Source organism: Burkholderia sp. 4NA327C6, from assembly GCF_005502655.1.
Classification (GTDB): Bacteria; Pseudomonadota; Gammaproteobacteria; order Burkholderiales; family Burkholderiaceae; genus Burkholderia; species Burkholderia contaminans.
Genome location: NZ_SCNZ01000037.1, coordinates 26,886 through 41,414, shown reverse-complemented (window position 1 = coordinate 41,414; position 14,529 = coordinate 26,886). Strand labels below are relative to the sequence as shown.

Below are 14,529 nucleotides of genomic sequence, written 5' to 3'. Positions count from 1 at the left end.
AGGCGGGTATCAAGCCGCCTCGTTGCGCCACTGTGCGCATGCGGCGGCGATCTCGCGCGCAAGCGCGATGCACGACAGCGGCGCGGAGCCTTCCGCCTTGTTGTTGATCGTGATGATCACCGGCTGCCCGGCCAGCGCATAGCGCGCGGCCAGTTCGGCGAGCGCCGAGCGCGTGGCCGGATCCTCGTCGACGAGCTTGTCGAACGGCTCGTACTTCGCTTTCGCCTGTTCATACTTGAAGCCGCCGTGCAGGCTCCAGCGCACGATCAGCGGGCCCGGCGCGTCGCCGTCGAGCAGCGCGAGCGCGGCCGCCTGGCGCAGCGGGTCGGGCATCCGCGCGTGCAGGCCGACGCAGTAGCGCACGCCGAGCGCGGCGAGCGCGCGGATGAAGCGCGGCGTGAGCAGGCTCGCGTCGCGAATCTCGATCGCGTAGCGGGTGCAGTCGGCTTCCGGCGGCAGCGGCGGCAGCGCCGCGAAGAACGCGGCGAGCCGGTCGATCAGTTCGGCCGGCTGCGCGAGCAACGGGTCGGGCAGTGGCGAGAACTGGAACACGAGCACGCCGGCTTTCCGGCCGAGCCCTTCGACGCATGGCTGCACGAATTCCCGGGTGGCGAGATCCGCGTCGAGGAAGGTCGGGTTCGGTCCCGACGGTTCGCCGCGCCGGCCGCGGATCACCGCGTCGGTCACGGAGGCCGGCGCCTTCACGACGAAGCGGAAATCGTCGGGCACCTGCTGCGCGTAGCGCAGGTAGTCGGCCACCGACAGCGGGCCGTAGAACGACCGGTCGAGGCTCACGCTCTTCAGCAGCGGATGCGCGCCGTACGCTTCGAGCCCTTCGCGCGAGAGTTTCGTCTGAGCAAAATCGCCGTCGTAGACGATGCCGTCCCAGCCCGGGAAGGTCCACGACGACGTGCCGAGCCGGACGTTCGGCGGCAGGCCGGCCGCTGCGTCGGCCACATCCGGCGCGATCGGCGCGGGCAGCACGCCGCGCCGGCGCCGGCCTTTCTTCGGCGGCTCAGCGGGCGGGGACGGCTCGTCCCACAGCAGGCCCGAAGCGGCGGGCGGTGTTTCGTCGGAAGAACGGGGGTGGGTGCGGATGCGCGGTGCCGGCTGCGCGTCGTCAGGCGCGTCCGGGTTCACCTGTCCGTCTGAATCGGCAGGCGGGCCATCGTTGTCGGGCGACGCGCGTGCAGTGTCGGCCGGCACGCCGAACAGGTCGAATTGCCCGTCGGCGTGCGGCGCGTCCGCATCGTCGTGCTGTCGTCGTTCCGGCGGCGCCTTGCGCCGCGTCCTGCCGTCACCCATGCATGCCCAGCGTGAAGCGCCGCCTAGCGCGGCAGCGCGTGTTCGTACATATAGCGCCGCGACCACGGCAGCGTTTTCGCGCTCTGCCCGGCCTTGCGGCACACGATCTGGAAGATCGACACGTCGTCATGCTCGAACGCATACGCGCAGCCGGCCAGATACACGCGCCAGATACGGAATTTTTCGTCGTCGACGAGTTGTCGCGCGGCGTCGGCCTTCGCCTCGAAGTTTTCCGTCCAGATATCGAGCGTGCGCGCATAGTGCCGCCGCAGGCTTTCGACGTCAATCGCTTCGAGGCCGCCGCGCTGTGCGGCTTCCAGCGCGAGGCTGATGTGCGGCAGTTCGCCGTCCGGGAACACGTAGCGGTCGATGAACTCGCCGCCGCCGAGCGCCGTCTCGCCGCTTTCCGCGTCGGTGGACGTGATGCCGTGGTTCATCGCGATGCCGTCGTCGGCGAGCAGGTCGTGGATGCGCGAGAAATAGAGCGGCAGGTTCTTGCGCCCGACGTGCTCGAACATCCCGACGCTCGTGATGCGGTCGAACTGGCCGTCGATCTCGCGGTAGTCCTGCAGCCGGATCTCGATCCTGTCTTCCAGCCCGGCGGCCTTCACGCGCGCGGTTGCCAGGTCGAACTGGTTCTGCGACAGCGTGACGCCGAGGCACTGCGCGCCGAACTTCTGCGCGGCGCGCAGCACGAGCGCGCCCCAGCCGCAGCCGATGTCGAGCAGGCGCTGGCCGGGCTGAAGCCGGATCTTGGTGAGGATGTGGTCGATCTTCTTGATCTGCGCGGTGGCGAGATCCTCGTCGCCGTTCTCGAAGTACGCGCACGAGTACACCATGTTCTCGTCGAGCCACAGCTTGTAGAACTCGTTCGAGACGTCGTAGTGATACTGGATTGCCTTCTTGTCGGTGCTCTTCGAGTGATTGAAGTAGCGCTTCACGCGCGCCAGCTTGCTCGCGCTCGTCACCGTGCTGCGCGCGAGCGAGTAGCCGATGTTGATGATGTCCGACAGCTTGCCCTCGATGTCGATCTTGCCCTTCACGTACGCCTCGCCGAGATTGTCGAGGCTCGGTTCGAGCAGGAGCGGCAACGCCGACGCGCTGTTGACCTTCAGCGTCACCTGCGGCGCGCTGAAGGTGCCGAAATCGAGCTGATCGCCGTTCCACAGCACGAGGCGCGCCGGTATGTTCGCTTTCGCCCGTACTTCGTCCGCCCACTGTGCCAGCTTCTTTTCCCAGAACATTTGGATTCTCCGTTTGTTCGTTGAATCGAATACAGCCAAGTATCTTGACCGGCGCCCGCCGCTTGCGAGGCGGGCGCCCGGATGCAACACGAGACACGACCGGCGCGCGCCGGCGCCGCGCTTAAGGCGACAGGCGCGAAATCGACCAGCCGTGCGACGTACCGGCGTCGCGCGTGTAGAGCAGGCGGTCGTGCAGCCGCGACGGGCGGCCCTGCCAGAACTCGATCGAGTCGGGCACGAGGCGGTAGCCGCCCCAGTGCGGCGGGCGCGGCGGGTTGTCGCCGAAGCGTTCGCTGACGGCCTTTTCCTGCGCTTCGAGCGTCGCGCGGCTGTCGATCACCGCGCTCTGCTCCGACGCCCAGGCGCCGATGCGCGAGCCGAGCGGGCGCGACGCGAAATAGCGGTCGCTTTCTTCTGCGCTGGTTTTCTCGATCCGGCCTTCGATGCGCACCTGGCGCTCGAGCTCGATCCAGTAGAACAACAGCGCGGCCTGCGGGTGCGCGGCTAAATCGCGCCCCTTGCGGCTTTCGTAATTGGTAAAGAAGACGAACCCGCGTTCGTCGACGCCCTTGATGAGCACGATGCGTGCCGACGGCCGGCCGTCGTCGCCGACGGTCGCGAGCGTCATCGTGTTCGGCTCGGGCAGCTTGGCGGCGAGCGCCTCCTTGAACCAGCGGTCGAACTGGGCGAAGGGGTCGTGGGCGACGTCGGCTTCGTCGAGCGAAGCACGTGAGTAATTGATGCGGAGATCGGCGAGAGTCGTCATGTTATGCAAACGCTTCAATCTGGAACCATTGTAGCCAACGCGCAGGAAACGTGCGTGCACAGTGGCGCTTGCGAGCGAGGAGTTCAGGCAAAATAGAGGGCTGCACGACTTACGTTTTCCTTGCTGCCATGTCCGTCGCCGACGCTGCCCCGCCCAGTTCCTCTGATCTTACCCCGACCCCGGAAATCCAGCTTGACGTGGATCGCGCGCGGCGTTTCGGCGGCGTGGCGCGCCTGTACGGCGCGCCGGCCGCCGCCGCGTTCGAGCGCGCGCACGTCGCGGTGATCGGGATCGGCGGCGTCGGGTCGTGGGTGGCCGAGGCGCTCGCGCGCAATGCGGTCGGCACGCTGACGCTGATCGACCTCGACAACGTCGCCGAAAGCAATACGAACCGGCAGATCCACGCGCTCGACGGCAATTACGGCAAGCCGAAGGTCGACGCGATGGCCGAGCGGATCGCGCTGATCGATCCCGCGTGCCGCGTGAACCGGATCGAGGATTTCGTCGAGCCCGACAACTTCGACGCGCTGCTCGGCGGCGGCTTCGACTACGTGATCGACGCGATCGACAGCGTGCGTACGAAAGTTGCGCTGATCGCGTGGTGCGTCGCGAAGCGCCAGCCGCTCGTCGTGGTCGGCGGGGCGGGCGGCCAGCTCGACCCGACGCGCATCCGGATCGACGATCTCGCGCTGACGATCCAGGATCCGCTGCTGTCGAAAGTGCGCGCGCAGTTGCGCAAGCAGCACGGGTTTCCGCGCGGGCCGAAGGCGCGTTTCAAGGTCAGCGCCGTGTATTCGGACGAGCCGCTGATCTATCCGGAAGCGGCCGCCTGCGACCTCGAGGACGGCGCCGAGCCGTCCGCGGCCGCGCACGTCGCGGGGCTCAACTGCGCAGGGTTCGGTTCGAGCGTGTGCGTGACCGCGAGCTTCGGCTTCGCGGCCGCCGCGCATGCGCTGCGCGCGATCGCGGCGCAGGCCGCCGGCTGAGCCGCTGTACACCGCGGTCGTCGAGGAATGCTGCGGCGCGTGACACGCGCCGTGCGTAACGTGGTGATCCGGCAGCCGGGCCGTTGCAGCCCGGCCGGTGCCACGTCAGTTCAGTTGAGCGCCATGCTCAGTTTGCGTCGCCACCCCGCGACGAGGTCGGGGCGATCGCCGGCCAGCTCGAACACCGAGATCAGCGTGCGGCGGCCGAGATCGTCGCCGTACGCGCGGTCGCGCGTGACGATTTCCAGCAATTGTTCCACCGCGCCTTCGTACGCGCGCCGCGCGATCAGGCTCTGCGCGAGGTCGAAGCGCGCGTCGAGGTCGGCCGGGTTCGCCGCGATGCGCGCTTCGAGCGCATCGGTCGGCGGCAGGTCGGCCGTGGCTTCGAGTGCGTCGAAACGGGTCTTGATCGCCTGGTAGCGCGGATCGCCGTTCTGCACGGTCTGCGGCGACAGGCGCTCGGCCTCGTCACGCGCGGCGTCGACCTGGTTGTTCGCGAGCAGCAGTTCGATCAAATCGAGGCGTGCGTCGTCGAAGCCCGGGTTCAGCGCGAGCGCCGCCTCGAGGTGCGTGAGTGCGTCGTCGTAGCGCGCCTCGGCCATCGCATACTGCGCGGCACGCCGTTCGGCTTCCTCGGGCGCCGGCAGCAGCCGGTCGAGGAACGCGCGCAGCTGGCCTTCGGGCAGCACGCCGACGAACTGGTCGACCGGGCGCCCGTCGGCGAACGCGATCACGTGCGGGATGCTGCGCGTCTGGAAGTGCGCGGCGAGTTCCTGGTTCTCGTCGACGTTGACCTTCACGAGCTTCCAGCGGCCTTCGTAGTCGCCTTCGAGCTTTTCCAGCAGCGGGCCGAGCGTCTTGCAGGGGCCGCACCACGGCGCCCAGAAGTCGACCAGCACGGGTGCGTCCAGCGACGCCTCGATGACGTCTTTCTCGAATGTGGCAAGCGTGGTGTCCATGGCGTTCTCTTCGGTTCGAATGTCGTCAGGATGGGGGCGGCGCGCCCCTTTTTCAACGCGGCTTCGACTCGGGCAGCGGAATCCACTCCGTCTCGCCCGGCACGTTGCCCATTTCCTGGCGCGTCCAGGCTTCTTTCGCGCGCTCGATCGCTTCGCGGCTGCTGGCGACGAAATTCCATTCGATGAAGCGCTCGCCGTCGATCTTGTCGCCGCCGAGCAGCATCGCACGCGCGCCGCCGGCGCTCGTCAGCGTGACCGCGACGCCGGGCGTGAGCACGGCCATCTGCTCGGCCGGCACCGGCGTGCCGTCGATCGCGAGCTCGCCGTCGACCACGTAGACCGCGCGCTCCTCGTGCGACGCGTCGAGTGCGAGACGGCCGCCGGCCGCGAATTCGGCCGCGACGTACAGCGTGCGCGAGAACGTCGTGACCGGCGAGCGCAGCCCGAACGCATCGCCGGCGATCACCGTCAGCGCGACGCCGTCCTCGTCGCGCTTCGGCAGCGTGTCGGCTGCATGATGCTCGAACGACGGCTCGGTCGTCTCGTGCGCCTGCGGCAGCGCGACCCAGGTCTGGATCCCGTGCACGGTGTGGCCGTTTTCGCGCTGCGCGTCGGGCGTGCGCTCGGAGTGGACGATGCCGCGGCCGGCCGTCATCCAGTTCACGTCACCCGGCACGATCTCCTGCAGCGAGCCGAGGCTGTCGCGGTGCAGGATCGCGCCGTCGAACAGGTAGGTGACGGTGGCGAGGCCGATATGCGGATGCGGGCGCACGTCGAGCCCCGTGCCGGGTGGCAGCGTGGCGGGCCCCATGTGATCGAAGAAAATGAACGGGCCGACGAGGCGCGCGGCGAGTGCGGGCAGCGTGCGGCGCACCTGCAGGTTGCCGATGTCGCGCACGTGCGGCTTCAGCAGGGCTTTGATCGAGTCGGTCATGGTGGCCTCGTGGGGAACGGCTGGATTGTCGGTCATTGTACTGGCGGCGCGCGTGACGGCGAACGCGAAAGACGCGCGGCGCGATGCGGCCGCGGCAGGCACGCGTCGTGCGGCATTCATCGCGTCGCGCAAGCCGCTGCGCTGCACAAGCCGCTGCGCCCGCCGCCGATTCCATGCCCCTCGCGCGGGTATCGGGCCGGGCGGCGAAACCCGGTAGACTGACCGGCTTCAGAAAACATCCGACAATCGAGGAGACGCCGATGATGGCCCCGAAGGACTTGCTGCTTGCGCTGGTCGTGATCCTGGCGTGGGGCGTGAACTTCGTCGTGATCAAGGTCGGCCTGCACGGCATGCCGCCGATGCTGCTCGGTGCGCTGCGCTTCACGCTCGCGGCCGTGCCCGCGGTGTTCTTCGTGCGCCGGCCGCAGATTCCGTGGCGCCTGCTGGTGCTGTACGGCGCGACGATCCAGCTCGGCCAGTTCGTGTTCCTGTTCACCGGCATGTACGTCGGCATGCCGGCCGGCCTCGCGTCGCTCGTGCTGCAGTCGCAGGCATTCTTCACGCTCGTGTTCGCGATGCTGTTCCTCGGCGAGCGGCTGCGCGTGCAGAACCTGCTCGGTCTTGCGATCGCCGCGGGCGGGCTCGTCGTGATCGCGGCGCAGGGCGGCCGCGCGATGACGCTCGCGGGCTTCCTGCTGACGATCTGCTCGGCTGCGATGTGGGCGTTCGGCAACATCGTCACGAAGAAGGTCGGCCGTGCGAACCTCGTGTCGCTCGTCGTGTGGGCCAGCCTCGTGCCGCCCGTGCCGTTCTTCCTGCTGTCGCTGTGGTTCGAAGGGCCGCAGCGGATTGCGACCGCGCTCGCCGGCCTGAACGGCGCGTCGATCTTCGCGGTCGTCTATCTCGCGTTCGTCGCGACGCTGCTCGGGTACGGGCTGTGGAGCCGCCTGCTGTCGCGCTATCCGGCCGCGCAGGTCGCGCAGTTCTCGCTGCTGGTGCCGATCGTCGGTCTCGCGTCGTCGGCGCTGCTGCTCGACGAGCATCTGACGCGCGCGCAAGTGATCGGCACGGCGCTCGTGATGGGCGGACTCGCGGTGAACGTGTTCGGCGGGAAACTGATGCGCCGCGTCGCGGCGTCGTGACGCGCCGGCACGCATTGCGTGCCGGCGGCGGGGCGGGGTGGCCGGGTACGGCCGTCAGGCCATCCGGCTCTTCGCGAGCGGCGGATTCGCGGCGAAATAGCGCTTGATGCCGCGGAAGATCGCGTCGGCCATCTGGTCGCGATAGCCGTCGTCGTTCAGCCGGCTCTCTTCTTCCGGGTTGCTGATGAAGGCCGTTTCAACGAGGATCGACGGAATGTCGGGCGCCTTCAGCACCGCGAACCCGGCCTGCTCGACCGAGCCCTTGTGCAGCTTGTTGATGCCGCCGACTTCCTTCAGCACGTAGTTGCCGTAGCGCAGCGAGTCGCGGATCTGCGCGGTCGTCGACATGTCGAACAGCGCGCGGTTCACGGCCGCGTCCGCGGTCTTGATGTTGATGCCGCCGATCAGGTCGGACGAATTTTCCTTGTTCGCCATCCAGCGCGCCGCGGCGCTCGTCGCGCCGTGGTCGGACAGCGCGAACACCGACGAGCCGCGCGCGGACGGCGTCGTGAAGGCGTCGGCATGGATCGACACGAACAGGTCGGCGCCGACGCGGCGCGCCTTCTGCACGCGCACGTTCAGCGGCACGAAGAAGTCGGCGTCGCGCGTCATCATCGCGCGCATGTTCGGCGCGCCGTCGATCTTCGCGCGCAGCTTCTTCGCGATGTCGAGCGCGATGTGCTTCTCATACGTACCGCCGCCGCCGATCGCGCCCGGATCCTCGCCGCCGTGGCCCGGGTCGATCGCCACCGTCAGCAGGCGCACGGTGCCGCCCTTGCCGGATTTCGGCGCGGTGAACTTGTAGGTGTCGCCATCGTCGTCGCTGTCGTCGCGGCGCGCGATGACGGGCGGCGGCTTGACGGCCGGCTTCGTGGGCGTCGAAGGGGGGGCGGGCGGCGTGTGCGGCGTGGCCGGCGTGTTCTGCGCGAAGCGCTGGAAGAACGCGTCGCTGTTGTCGCCCGCTGCGGGCGGCGGGGTACCCGGGCCGGCCAGCGTGGTCGGCGGCTGCATCTGCTGCGCGCGCGCGGTGTCGTTGAGCGCCTGTTCCTTGCGTTCCGTCTGCGCGATCAGGTCGGACAGCGGATCGGGCGCGACGGCCGGATACAGGTCGAACACGAGCCGGTACTTGTAGGTGCCGACTGGCGGCAGCGTGAACACCTGCGGCTTCACCGAACCTTTCAGGTCGAACACCATCCGCACGACGTGCGGCTGATACTGGCCCACGCGCACCGACTGGATCTGCGGATCGTTCGGCGCGATCTTCGACACGAGGTCGCGCAGCGCCTGGTCGAGGTCGAGGCCGGTCAGGTCGACCACGAGACGGTCGGGACCCTGCAGCAGCTGTTGGCTATTCTGCAGCGGCTGGTCGGATTCGATCGTGACGCGCGTGTAATCGCGCGCCGGCCACACGCGCACGCCGAGCACCGACGACGCGTGCGCGATGCGCGGTGCGACGAGACCGAGCACCAGCGTCGACGCGCCCGCGCGCAGGATCTGGCGGCGCCGCCAGTTGTGCGTCGCGGTGGCCGCCGATTCGATCGAGCGGAACGGTTTGATCAACATCTTTCGAGACATGCCTTTCCTGAAGCGCTGTACGCCCGGACGGTGAGGACGCGGCCGTCGCCATCCACGTCGAGCGAGAAAACCAGATCGGGTACGCCGAGCAGCGTGCCCGCCTGTTGCGGCCATTCGACGAGGCAGATCGCGCTGGAATTGAAATATTCGCGAAAGCCTGCGTCGGACCATTCGGCCGGATCGTTGAAACGATACAGATCGAAGTGATAGACCTCGAGTTCCCCATCGTCGCGTTCGAGCGCGTACGGCTCGACGAGCGTATAGGTCGGGCTGCGCACGCGCCCCGTGTGGCCGAGGCCACGCAGGATCGCGCGGACGAGGGACGTCTTGCCCGCGCCGAGATCGCCGACCAGCTGGATCTGCAGCCCGTCGAACGCATGCGCGCGGGCGAGCTCGGTGCGTGCCGCGTCGAGCGCGTGCGCGAAGCGGGTGCCGAAGGCCTCGGTCGCCGCTTCGTCGGCGAGCGCGATCACACGCTCCGCGAGCGGGGCGGGCAGCATGGCGTCGTGAGGCGGATGGCTGGGCGTGGCTGGCATTCTCGTAAAATAGTGCGATGAACCGATTACCGGAACTCGCCGCATCCGACAGGCCTTCGACTCGTGCCGAAGGCGCGGCACCGTGCGCGCTCGACGATGCGGCGTTGACTGCGCTCGCCGCGCGCATCAGGGCGTGGGGGCGCGAATTGGGTTTCGGGGCGATCGGCATCAGCGATACCGATCTCTCGGATGCCGAAGCTGGCCTCGCCGCCTGGCTGGAAGCCGGATACCACGGCGAAATGGATTATATGGCGAAACATGGGATGAAACGCGCGCGTCCGGCCGAACTTGTGGCCGGTACGCGACGCGTGATCTCCGCGCGGCTCGCCTATCTGCCGGCCGAGACGCTCGCCCCCGACGCGGCTGAAAGCGGGCCGGGCGCGCTCGCACTGCACGACTGGCGCGCGCGCGAACGGGCCCGGCTCGACGATCCGCAGGCGGCCGTCGTATCGATCTACGCACGCGGCCGCGACTATCACAAGGTGCTGCGCAACCGCCTGCAGACGCTCGCCGAGCGCATCGAGCAGGAGATCGGCGCGTTCGGCTACCGTGTGTTCACCGATTCGGCGCCCGTGCTCGAGGTCGAGCTCGCGCAGAAGGCCGGCGTCGGCTGGCGCGGCAAGCACACGCTGTTGCTGCAGCGCGATGCGGGCTCGCTGTTCTTCCTCGGCGAGATCTACGTCGACGTTCCGCTGCCGACCGACGCGCTCACGTCCCCCGACACCGCACCCGAGACGCCCGGCGCGCACTGCGGCAGCTGCACGCGCTGCATCGACGCCTGCCCGACCGGCGCGATCGTCGAGCCGTACCGCGTCGATGCGCGCCGCTGCATCTCGTACCTGACGATCGAGCTGAAAGGCAGCATCCCCGAGCCGCTGCGGCCGATGATCGGCAATCGCGTGTACGGCTGCGACGATTGCCAGCTCGTGTGCCCGTGGAACAAGTTCGCGCAGGCCGCGCCCGTCGCCGATTTCGACGTGCGGCACGGCCTCGATCGCGCGACGCTCGTCGAGCTGTTTGCGTGGGATACGGACGCGTTCGATACGCGGATGCAGGGCAGTGCGATCCGGCGCATCGGCTACGAAAGCTGGCTGCGCAATCTCGCGGTCGGGCTCGGCAATGCGCTGCGCGCGGACGCGGGCCGGCTCACGCCGCAGGCGCGCGACGCGATCGTCGCCGCGTTGCGCGCGCGGGCCGACGATCCGTCGCCGGTCGTGCGCGAGCATGTCGAATGGGCGCTGCGTGCCGCGTGAAGGCGGCGTAAAGTGTCGTCGGCGCGCGGTGGTGCCGCGCGTACCCATCGGTCAGGAGAGGGCCATGTTCAATGCAGTCATCGACGCGCCGTTCGGCAAGGTCGGCATCCGCACGGAGGCCGCGGTGGTGCGCGAGATCGTCTATCTGCCCGAATCGGTGAAGTCGGTCGATCCGGATTCGCCGCTCGCGAAGCGTGCGGTCAAGCAGATCGAACGTTATTTCGAGCGCGCGTCGGCGCGCTTCGACCTGCCGCTCGCCGAAGTCGGCAGCGCGTTCCAGCACCGTGTGTGGGACGTGATCAGCGATATTCCGCCCGGCACGGTGCTGACCTACGGGCAGGTCGCGAAGCGGATCGGCAGCGCGCCGCGCGCGGTGGGCCAGGCATGCGGCGCGAACTACTTTCCGCTCGTGATTCCGTGCCATCGCGTCGTCGCGGCGGGCGGACTCGGCGGCTTCGCGAACCACGACGACAACGGTTATTACCAGAAAGTGAAGCGCTGGCTGCTGGCGCATGAAGGCGTGCCGTACTGATGAGTGAATCGCTGATTTCCCCCGAAGCCGACGGCGATGCCGCCGCGGCGTCCCCCGCGCTGCTCGCGAGCCGCGCGTCGATCGATGTGTTTTGCGATGCGCTGTGGCTCGAGCACGGGCTTGCGCGCAACACGCTGGACGCGTATCGGCGCGACCTGATGCTGTTTTCACAATGGCTGGCGGACACGCACGACGCGTCGCTCGATTCGGTCGACGAAGTGATGGTGACGGGCTACATCGCCGCGCGCAGCGACGGCAAGGCGACATCGTCGAACCGGCGGCTGTCCGTGTTCCGGCGCTATTACGGCTGGGCCGTGCGCGAGCATCGCGCGAGCGCCGACCCGACATTGCGGATCACGTCCGCGAAACAGGCGGCCCGGTTTCCGTCGACGCTGTCGGAGGCGCAGGTCGAGGCGCTGCTCGGCGCGCCCGACATCGGCACGCCGCTCGGCCTGCGCGATCGCACGATGCTCGAGCTGATGTATGCGAGCGGGTTGCGCGTGAGCGAGCTCGTGATGCTGAAGACCGTCGAGGTCGGGCTCAACGAGGGCGTGGTGCGCGTGATGGGCAAGGGCTCGAAAGAGCGGCTCGTGCCGTTCGGCGAAGTCGCGCAAGGGTGGATCGAGCGCTACCTGCGCGAGGCGCGGCCGGCGCTGCTCGGTGCGCGCGCGGCCGACGCGCTGTTCGTGACCGCGCGCGGCGACGGGATGACGCGCCAGCAGTTCTGGAACATCATCAAGCGCCATGCGCAGCACGCGGACGTGCGCGCACATCTGTCGCCGCACACGCTGCGGCATGCGTTCGCGACGCACCTGCTGAACCATGGCGCCGACCTGCGCGTCGTGCAGCTGCTGCTCGGCCACAGCGACATCTCGACCACGCAGATCTATACGCACGTTGCACGCGAGCGCCTGAAGACGCTGCACGCGCAACACCATCCGCGCGGTTAGCGCATCCGGCGTGGCGCCGCCCGCGCCACGTGCGACGGCCTGCCCAACTCAGACCAGTTCGCGCAGCTTGTGCTTCAGCACCTTGCCCGTCGACGCGGCCGGCAGCGCGTCGAGTACGCGGATGTGGGCGGGGCGTTTGTAAGGCGCGAGCCGCTCCGCGCACCAGGCGTGCAACGTCGCTTCGTCCGCCGTTGCGCCGGGCACCCGCTCGACGAACGCGAGCACTTCCTCGTTGCCTTCGACTGCGCGGCCGATGACGGCCGCCTGTACGACGTCCGGATGCGCGTTCAGCACCTGCTCGACTTCGACCGGATAGACGTTGAAGCCCGACCGGATGATCAACTCCTTGCTGCGGCCCGCGATCGTTACCGCACCGTCCGCCTCCTGGCGCGCGAGATCGCCGGTGCTCAGCCAGCCGTCCGGCGACACGGCCGCGCGCGTGGCGTCCGCGTTGCGGTAGTAGCCGAGCATCACGTTCGGCCCGCGCACGCGGATCTCACCGACTTCGCCCGGCGGCACGTCGGTGCCGTCCGGCGCGACGATCCGCATCTCCACGCCGGGAATCGGCACGCCGACCGAGCTGTCGGTACGCGGCGCATCGAGCGGCGTCTGCGTGATCGTCGGGCTGCTCTCGGTCATCCCGTAGCCATTGTGCAGCGGCACGCCGTACAGGCGCTCGACGCGCGCCTTCAGGTTCGCGTCGAGCGGCGAGCCGCCCGAATACGCGAAGCGCAGGCGCGGTGCGCGCCACGTGTGGCCCTGCGTGTGCAGGTGTTCGAGCAGCTTCGCGTGCATCGCGGGCACGCCCTGGAAGATCGTGACGCCTTCGTCGGCGAGCGCGACGCGCACGGCTTCGGGCGAGAAGCGCGGCGCGAGCCGCAGCGTCGCGCCCGCGTACAGGCTGCCGAGGCAGACCGACGCGAGCCCGTACACGTGCGACACGGGCAGCACCGTGTAGACGACGTCGTCGGGCGACACGCGGCGCAGCGAGCTCGACGTCGCCGCGATGAACAGCAGGTTGCGATGCGACAGCATCACGCCTTTCGGCGTGCCGGTCGTGCCGGTCGTGTAGATCAGCGCCGCGCATTGCGCGGCGCCGTCGGCGGCGACCGGTTCGCCCGGCGCGCTCGGGTCGACGCGGTACGACCATGCGCCGATGTCGACCGGCAGCGCGCCGGCAGGTGTCGCGCCGTGCCGTTCGGCATGCGTGCGTGCGTCGGGCGATGCGTCGGTGGTGAACGCGATCAGCTTCGGCCGCGCGTGCGCGGCGATCGCGTCGAGCTCGCTGGCGGACAGCCGCGCGTTCGACACGAGCGCCCACGCGTCGAGGCGGGCTGCCGCGAACAGCAGCACGATCTGCGCGACGCAGTTTTCGGCGACGATCATCACGCGGTCGCCGCCTTGCACGCCGAGGTGGGCGAGCATTGCGGCGGCTGCATCGACGGCCCTCGACAGGTCGCCGTACGACAGGCGGCGCGCGTCCTCGATCAGCGCCGGATGCGCCGGCGCCTGCGCGGCCCGGCGTGCGGGCACGTCGGCGATGCGGCGAGGCAGCGCCGCGAGCAGTGCGTTGACGTCGAGCGGCTCGGAAGAACGGAGGGACGAGGGCATGGCGTCTCCAGAAAAGGGGCGGGCGGCGACTGACGAGGTTGGCGAACGATCGTGCCATGACGGCGGGCGCGCCACAATCGGCCATTCGGGCAATAGCGCTTCGCGATGCCCGCAATGATGATGGGCGGAATCGTTGCGGTGCAGCAGCAGGCCGCCCGGCGGAAAACGGGCCGCGAGTATACCGCCGGCGCGAGCGCACAATTGCGCGCTCGCCGGTCGTTCACCATTAAAATGCCGCCATGAGCAAATCCAGGCATGTGTCCGAAACCCCGGCCACCCAGTTGCTGCGCCGCCACGGCGTTGCATTCGGCGAGCATCCGTACGACTACGTCGAGCACGGCGGCACCGGCGAATCGGCGCGCCAGCTCGGCGTCGACGAGCACAGCGTCGTGAAGACGCTCGTGATGGAGGACGAACACGCGAAGCCGCTGATCGTGCTGATGCACGGCGACCGCACCGTGTCGACGAAGAACCTCGCGCGGCAGGTCGGCGCGAAGCGCATCGAGCCGTGCAAGCCCGAGGTCGCGAACCGCCATTCGGGCTATCTCGTCGGCGGCACGTCGCCATTCGGCACGCGCAAGTCGATGCCCGTCTACGTCGAGGCGACGATCCTCGAGCTGCCGACGATCTACCTGAACGGCGGGCGTCGCGGCTACCTCGTCAGCCTCGCGCCGGCCGTGCTCACGTCGCTGCTCGGCGCGCAGCCCGTGCAGTGCGCGAGTGTCGACTGAGGGTT

The 14,529-nt window shown here is 68.9% G+C and carries 14 protein-coding genes; 6 read left to right on the top strand and 8 right to left on the bottom strand.

From position 1 onward, the window contains the following. Window positions 1-9: 9 nt before the first annotated feature. The 3 genes from FFS49_RS29840 to pdxH all read right to left on the bottom strand — a co-directional run bounded on the left by FFS49_RS29840 (window position 10) and on the right by pdxH (window position 3,315). A complete protein-coding gene (locus FFS49_RS29840) occupies window positions 10-1,305 on the bottom strand; it encodes a DUF72 domain-containing protein (RefSeq protein WP_105818803.1) in 1,296 nt (431 codons plus the stop codon). A gap of 23 nt (window positions 1,306-1,328) precedes the next feature. After that, complete coding sequence (locus FFS49_RS29835; protein WP_039368320.1) at window positions 1,329-2,549, bottom strand: cyclopropane-fatty-acyl-phospholipid synthase family protein; 1,221 nt, start codon at window positions 2,547-2,549, stop codon at window positions 1,329-1,331. A 121-nt stretch (window positions 2,550-2,670) separates the two neighbouring features. Beyond that, window positions 2,671-3,315, bottom strand: coding sequence for a pyridoxamine 5'-phosphate oxidase (pdxH, locus tag FFS49_RS29830; RefSeq protein WP_105818802.1), 645 nt, complete (start codon window positions 3,313-3,315; stop codon window positions 2,671-2,673). Window positions 3,316-3,443: 128 nt separating this feature from the next. On the opposite strand from pdxH, the gene FFS49_RS29825 reads away from it, so the two are divergent. Then, window positions 3,444-4,301 (top strand): tRNA threonylcarbamoyladenosine dehydratase, encoded by an 858-nt coding sequence (locus FFS49_RS29825; protein ID WP_039368313.1) that lies wholly within the window; start codon window positions 3,444-3,446, stop codon window positions 4,299-4,301. A gap of 110 nt (window positions 4,302-4,411) precedes the next feature. Here the strand turns inward: FFS49_RS29825 and trxA are convergent, their stop codons facing one another. Both trxA and FFS49_RS29815 read right to left on the bottom strand, forming a co-directional pair. Beyond that, window positions 4,412-5,260 carry a thioredoxin gene (gene trxA / locus FFS49_RS29820; RefSeq protein ID WP_105818801.1) on the bottom strand — a complete coding sequence of 283 codons (849 nt, stop codon included), beginning with the start codon at window positions 5,258-5,260 and terminating at the stop codon, window positions 4,412-4,414. A 52-nt stretch (window positions 5,261-5,312) separates the two neighbouring features. Then, a complete protein-coding gene (locus FFS49_RS29815; RefSeq protein WP_105818800.1) occupies window positions 5,313-6,194 on the bottom strand; it encodes a pirin family protein in 882 nt (293 codons plus the stop codon). A gap of 263 nt (window positions 6,195-6,457) precedes the next feature. On the opposite strand from FFS49_RS29815, the gene FFS49_RS29810 reads away from it, so the two are divergent. Then, complete coding sequence (locus FFS49_RS29810) at window positions 6,458-7,336, top strand: EamA family transporter (protein WP_171026858.1); 879 nt, start codon at window positions 6,458-6,460, stop codon at window positions 7,334-7,336. 54 nt (window positions 7,337-7,390) lie between these two features. On the opposite strand, the gene FFS49_RS29805 is transcribed toward FFS49_RS29810, so the two are convergent. Then, window positions 7,391-8,911 (bottom strand): N-acetylmuramoyl-L-alanine amidase, encoded by a 1,521-nt coding sequence (locus FFS49_RS29805; RefSeq protein ID WP_105818798.1) that lies wholly within the window; start codon window positions 8,909-8,911, stop codon window positions 7,391-7,393. Beyond that, complete coding sequence (gene tsaE / locus FFS49_RS29800; RefSeq protein WP_039368301.1) at window positions 8,893-9,447, bottom strand: tRNA (adenosine(37)-N6)-threonylcarbamoyltransferase complex ATPase subunit type 1 TsaE; 555 nt, start codon at window positions 9,445-9,447, stop codon at window positions 8,893-8,895. Before tsaE ends, FFS49_RS29805 begins: the two co-directional genes overlap by 19 nt. 17 nt (window positions 9,448-9,464) lie before the next feature. On the opposite strand from tsaE, the gene queG reads away from it, so the two are divergent. The 3 genes from queG to xerD all read left to right on the top strand — a co-directional run bounded on the left by queG (window position 9,465) and on the right by xerD (window position 12,182). Beyond that, the gene (gene queG, locus FFS49_RS29795; protein ID WP_105818797.1) at window positions 9,465-10,700 is read left to right on the top strand and encodes a tRNA epoxyqueuosine(34) reductase QueG; all 1,236 of its coding nucleotides are present in this window, start codon (window positions 9,465-9,467) and stop codon (window positions 10,698-10,700) included. Between the two features lie 64 nt (window positions 10,701-10,764). Next, complete coding sequence (locus FFS49_RS29790) at window positions 10,765-11,232, top strand: methylated-DNA--[protein]-cysteine S-methyltransferase (RefSeq protein ID WP_105818796.1); 468 nt, start codon at window positions 10,765-10,767, stop codon at window positions 11,230-11,232. After that, a complete protein-coding gene (gene xerD, locus FFS49_RS29785) occupies window positions 11,232-12,182 on the top strand; it encodes a site-specific tyrosine recombinase XerD (protein ID WP_105818795.1) in 951 nt (316 codons plus the stop codon). Before FFS49_RS29790 ends, xerD begins: the two co-directional genes overlap by 1 nt. Before the next feature lie 48 nt (window positions 12,183-12,230). On the opposite strand, the gene FFS49_RS29780 is transcribed toward xerD, so the two are convergent. Continuing rightward, window positions 12,231-13,793: an AMP-binding protein gene (locus FFS49_RS29780; protein ID WP_105818794.1), complete on the bottom strand. Its 1,563-nt coding sequence runs from the start codon at window positions 13,791-13,793 to the stop codon at window positions 12,231-12,233. 239 nt (window positions 13,794-14,032) lie between these two features. Between FFS49_RS29780 and ybaK the strand changes: the two genes are divergently transcribed. Further along, on the top strand, window positions 14,033-14,524 hold the full coding sequence (gene ybaK / locus FFS49_RS29775; protein WP_105818793.1) for a Cys-tRNA(Pro) deacylase: 492 nt from the start codon (window positions 14,033-14,035) through the stop codon (window positions 14,522-14,524). Window positions 14,525-14,529 lie beyond the last annotated feature (5 nt).

What these genes read in the sequence shown, in the direction of transcription:
- FFS49_RS29840 (WP_105818803.1), bottom strand. Translation starts at nt 1,305, where the DNA reads ATGGGTGACGGCAGGACGCGGCGCAAGGCGCCGCCGGAACGACGACAG.
- FFS49_RS29835 (WP_039368320.1), bottom strand. Translation starts at nt 2,549, where the DNA reads ATGTTCTGGGAAAAGAAGCTGGCACAGTGGGCGGACGAAGTACGGGCG.
- pdxH (WP_105818802.1), bottom strand. Translation starts at nt 3,315, where the DNA reads ATGACGACTCTCGCCGATCTCCGCATCAATTACTCACGTGCTTCGCTC.
- FFS49_RS29825 (WP_039368313.1), top strand. Translation starts at nt 3,444, where the DNA reads ATGTCCGTCGCCGACGCTGCCCCGCCCAGTTCCTCTGATCTTACCCCG.
- trxA (WP_105818801.1), bottom strand. Translation starts at nt 5,260, where the DNA reads ATGGACACCACGCTTGCCACATTCGAGAAAGACGTCATCGAGGCGTCG.
- FFS49_RS29815 (WP_105818800.1), bottom strand. Translation starts at nt 6,194, where the DNA reads ATGACCGACTCGATCAAAGCCCTGCTGAAGCCGCACGTGCGCGACATC.
- FFS49_RS29810 (WP_171026858.1), top strand. Translation starts at nt 6,458, where the DNA reads ATGGCCCCGAAGGACTTGCTGCTTGCGCTGGTCGTGATCCTGGCGTGG.
- FFS49_RS29805 (WP_105818798.1), bottom strand. Translation starts at nt 8,911, where the DNA reads ATGTCTCGAAAGATGTTGATCAAACCGTTCCGCTCGATCGAATCGGCG.
- tsaE (WP_039368301.1), bottom strand. Translation starts at nt 9,447, where the DNA reads ATGCCAGCCACGCCCAGCCATCCGCCTCACGACGCCATGCTGCCCGCC.
- queG (WP_105818797.1), top strand. Translation starts at nt 9,465, where the DNA reads ATGAACCGATTACCGGAACTCGCCGCATCCGACAGGCCTTCGACTCGT.
- FFS49_RS29790 (WP_105818796.1), top strand. Translation starts at nt 10,765, where the DNA reads ATGTTCAATGCAGTCATCGACGCGCCGTTCGGCAAGGTCGGCATCCGC.
- xerD (WP_105818795.1), top strand. Translation starts at nt 11,232, where the DNA reads ATGAGTGAATCGCTGATTTCCCCCGAAGCCGACGGCGATGCCGCCGCG.
- FFS49_RS29780 (WP_105818794.1), bottom strand. Translation starts at nt 13,793, where the DNA reads ATGCCCTCGTCCCTCCGTTCTTCCGAGCCGCTCGACGTCAACGCACTG.
- ybaK (WP_105818793.1), top strand. Translation starts at nt 14,033, where the DNA reads ATGAGCAAATCCAGGCATGTGTCCGAAACCCCGGCCACCCAGTTGCTG.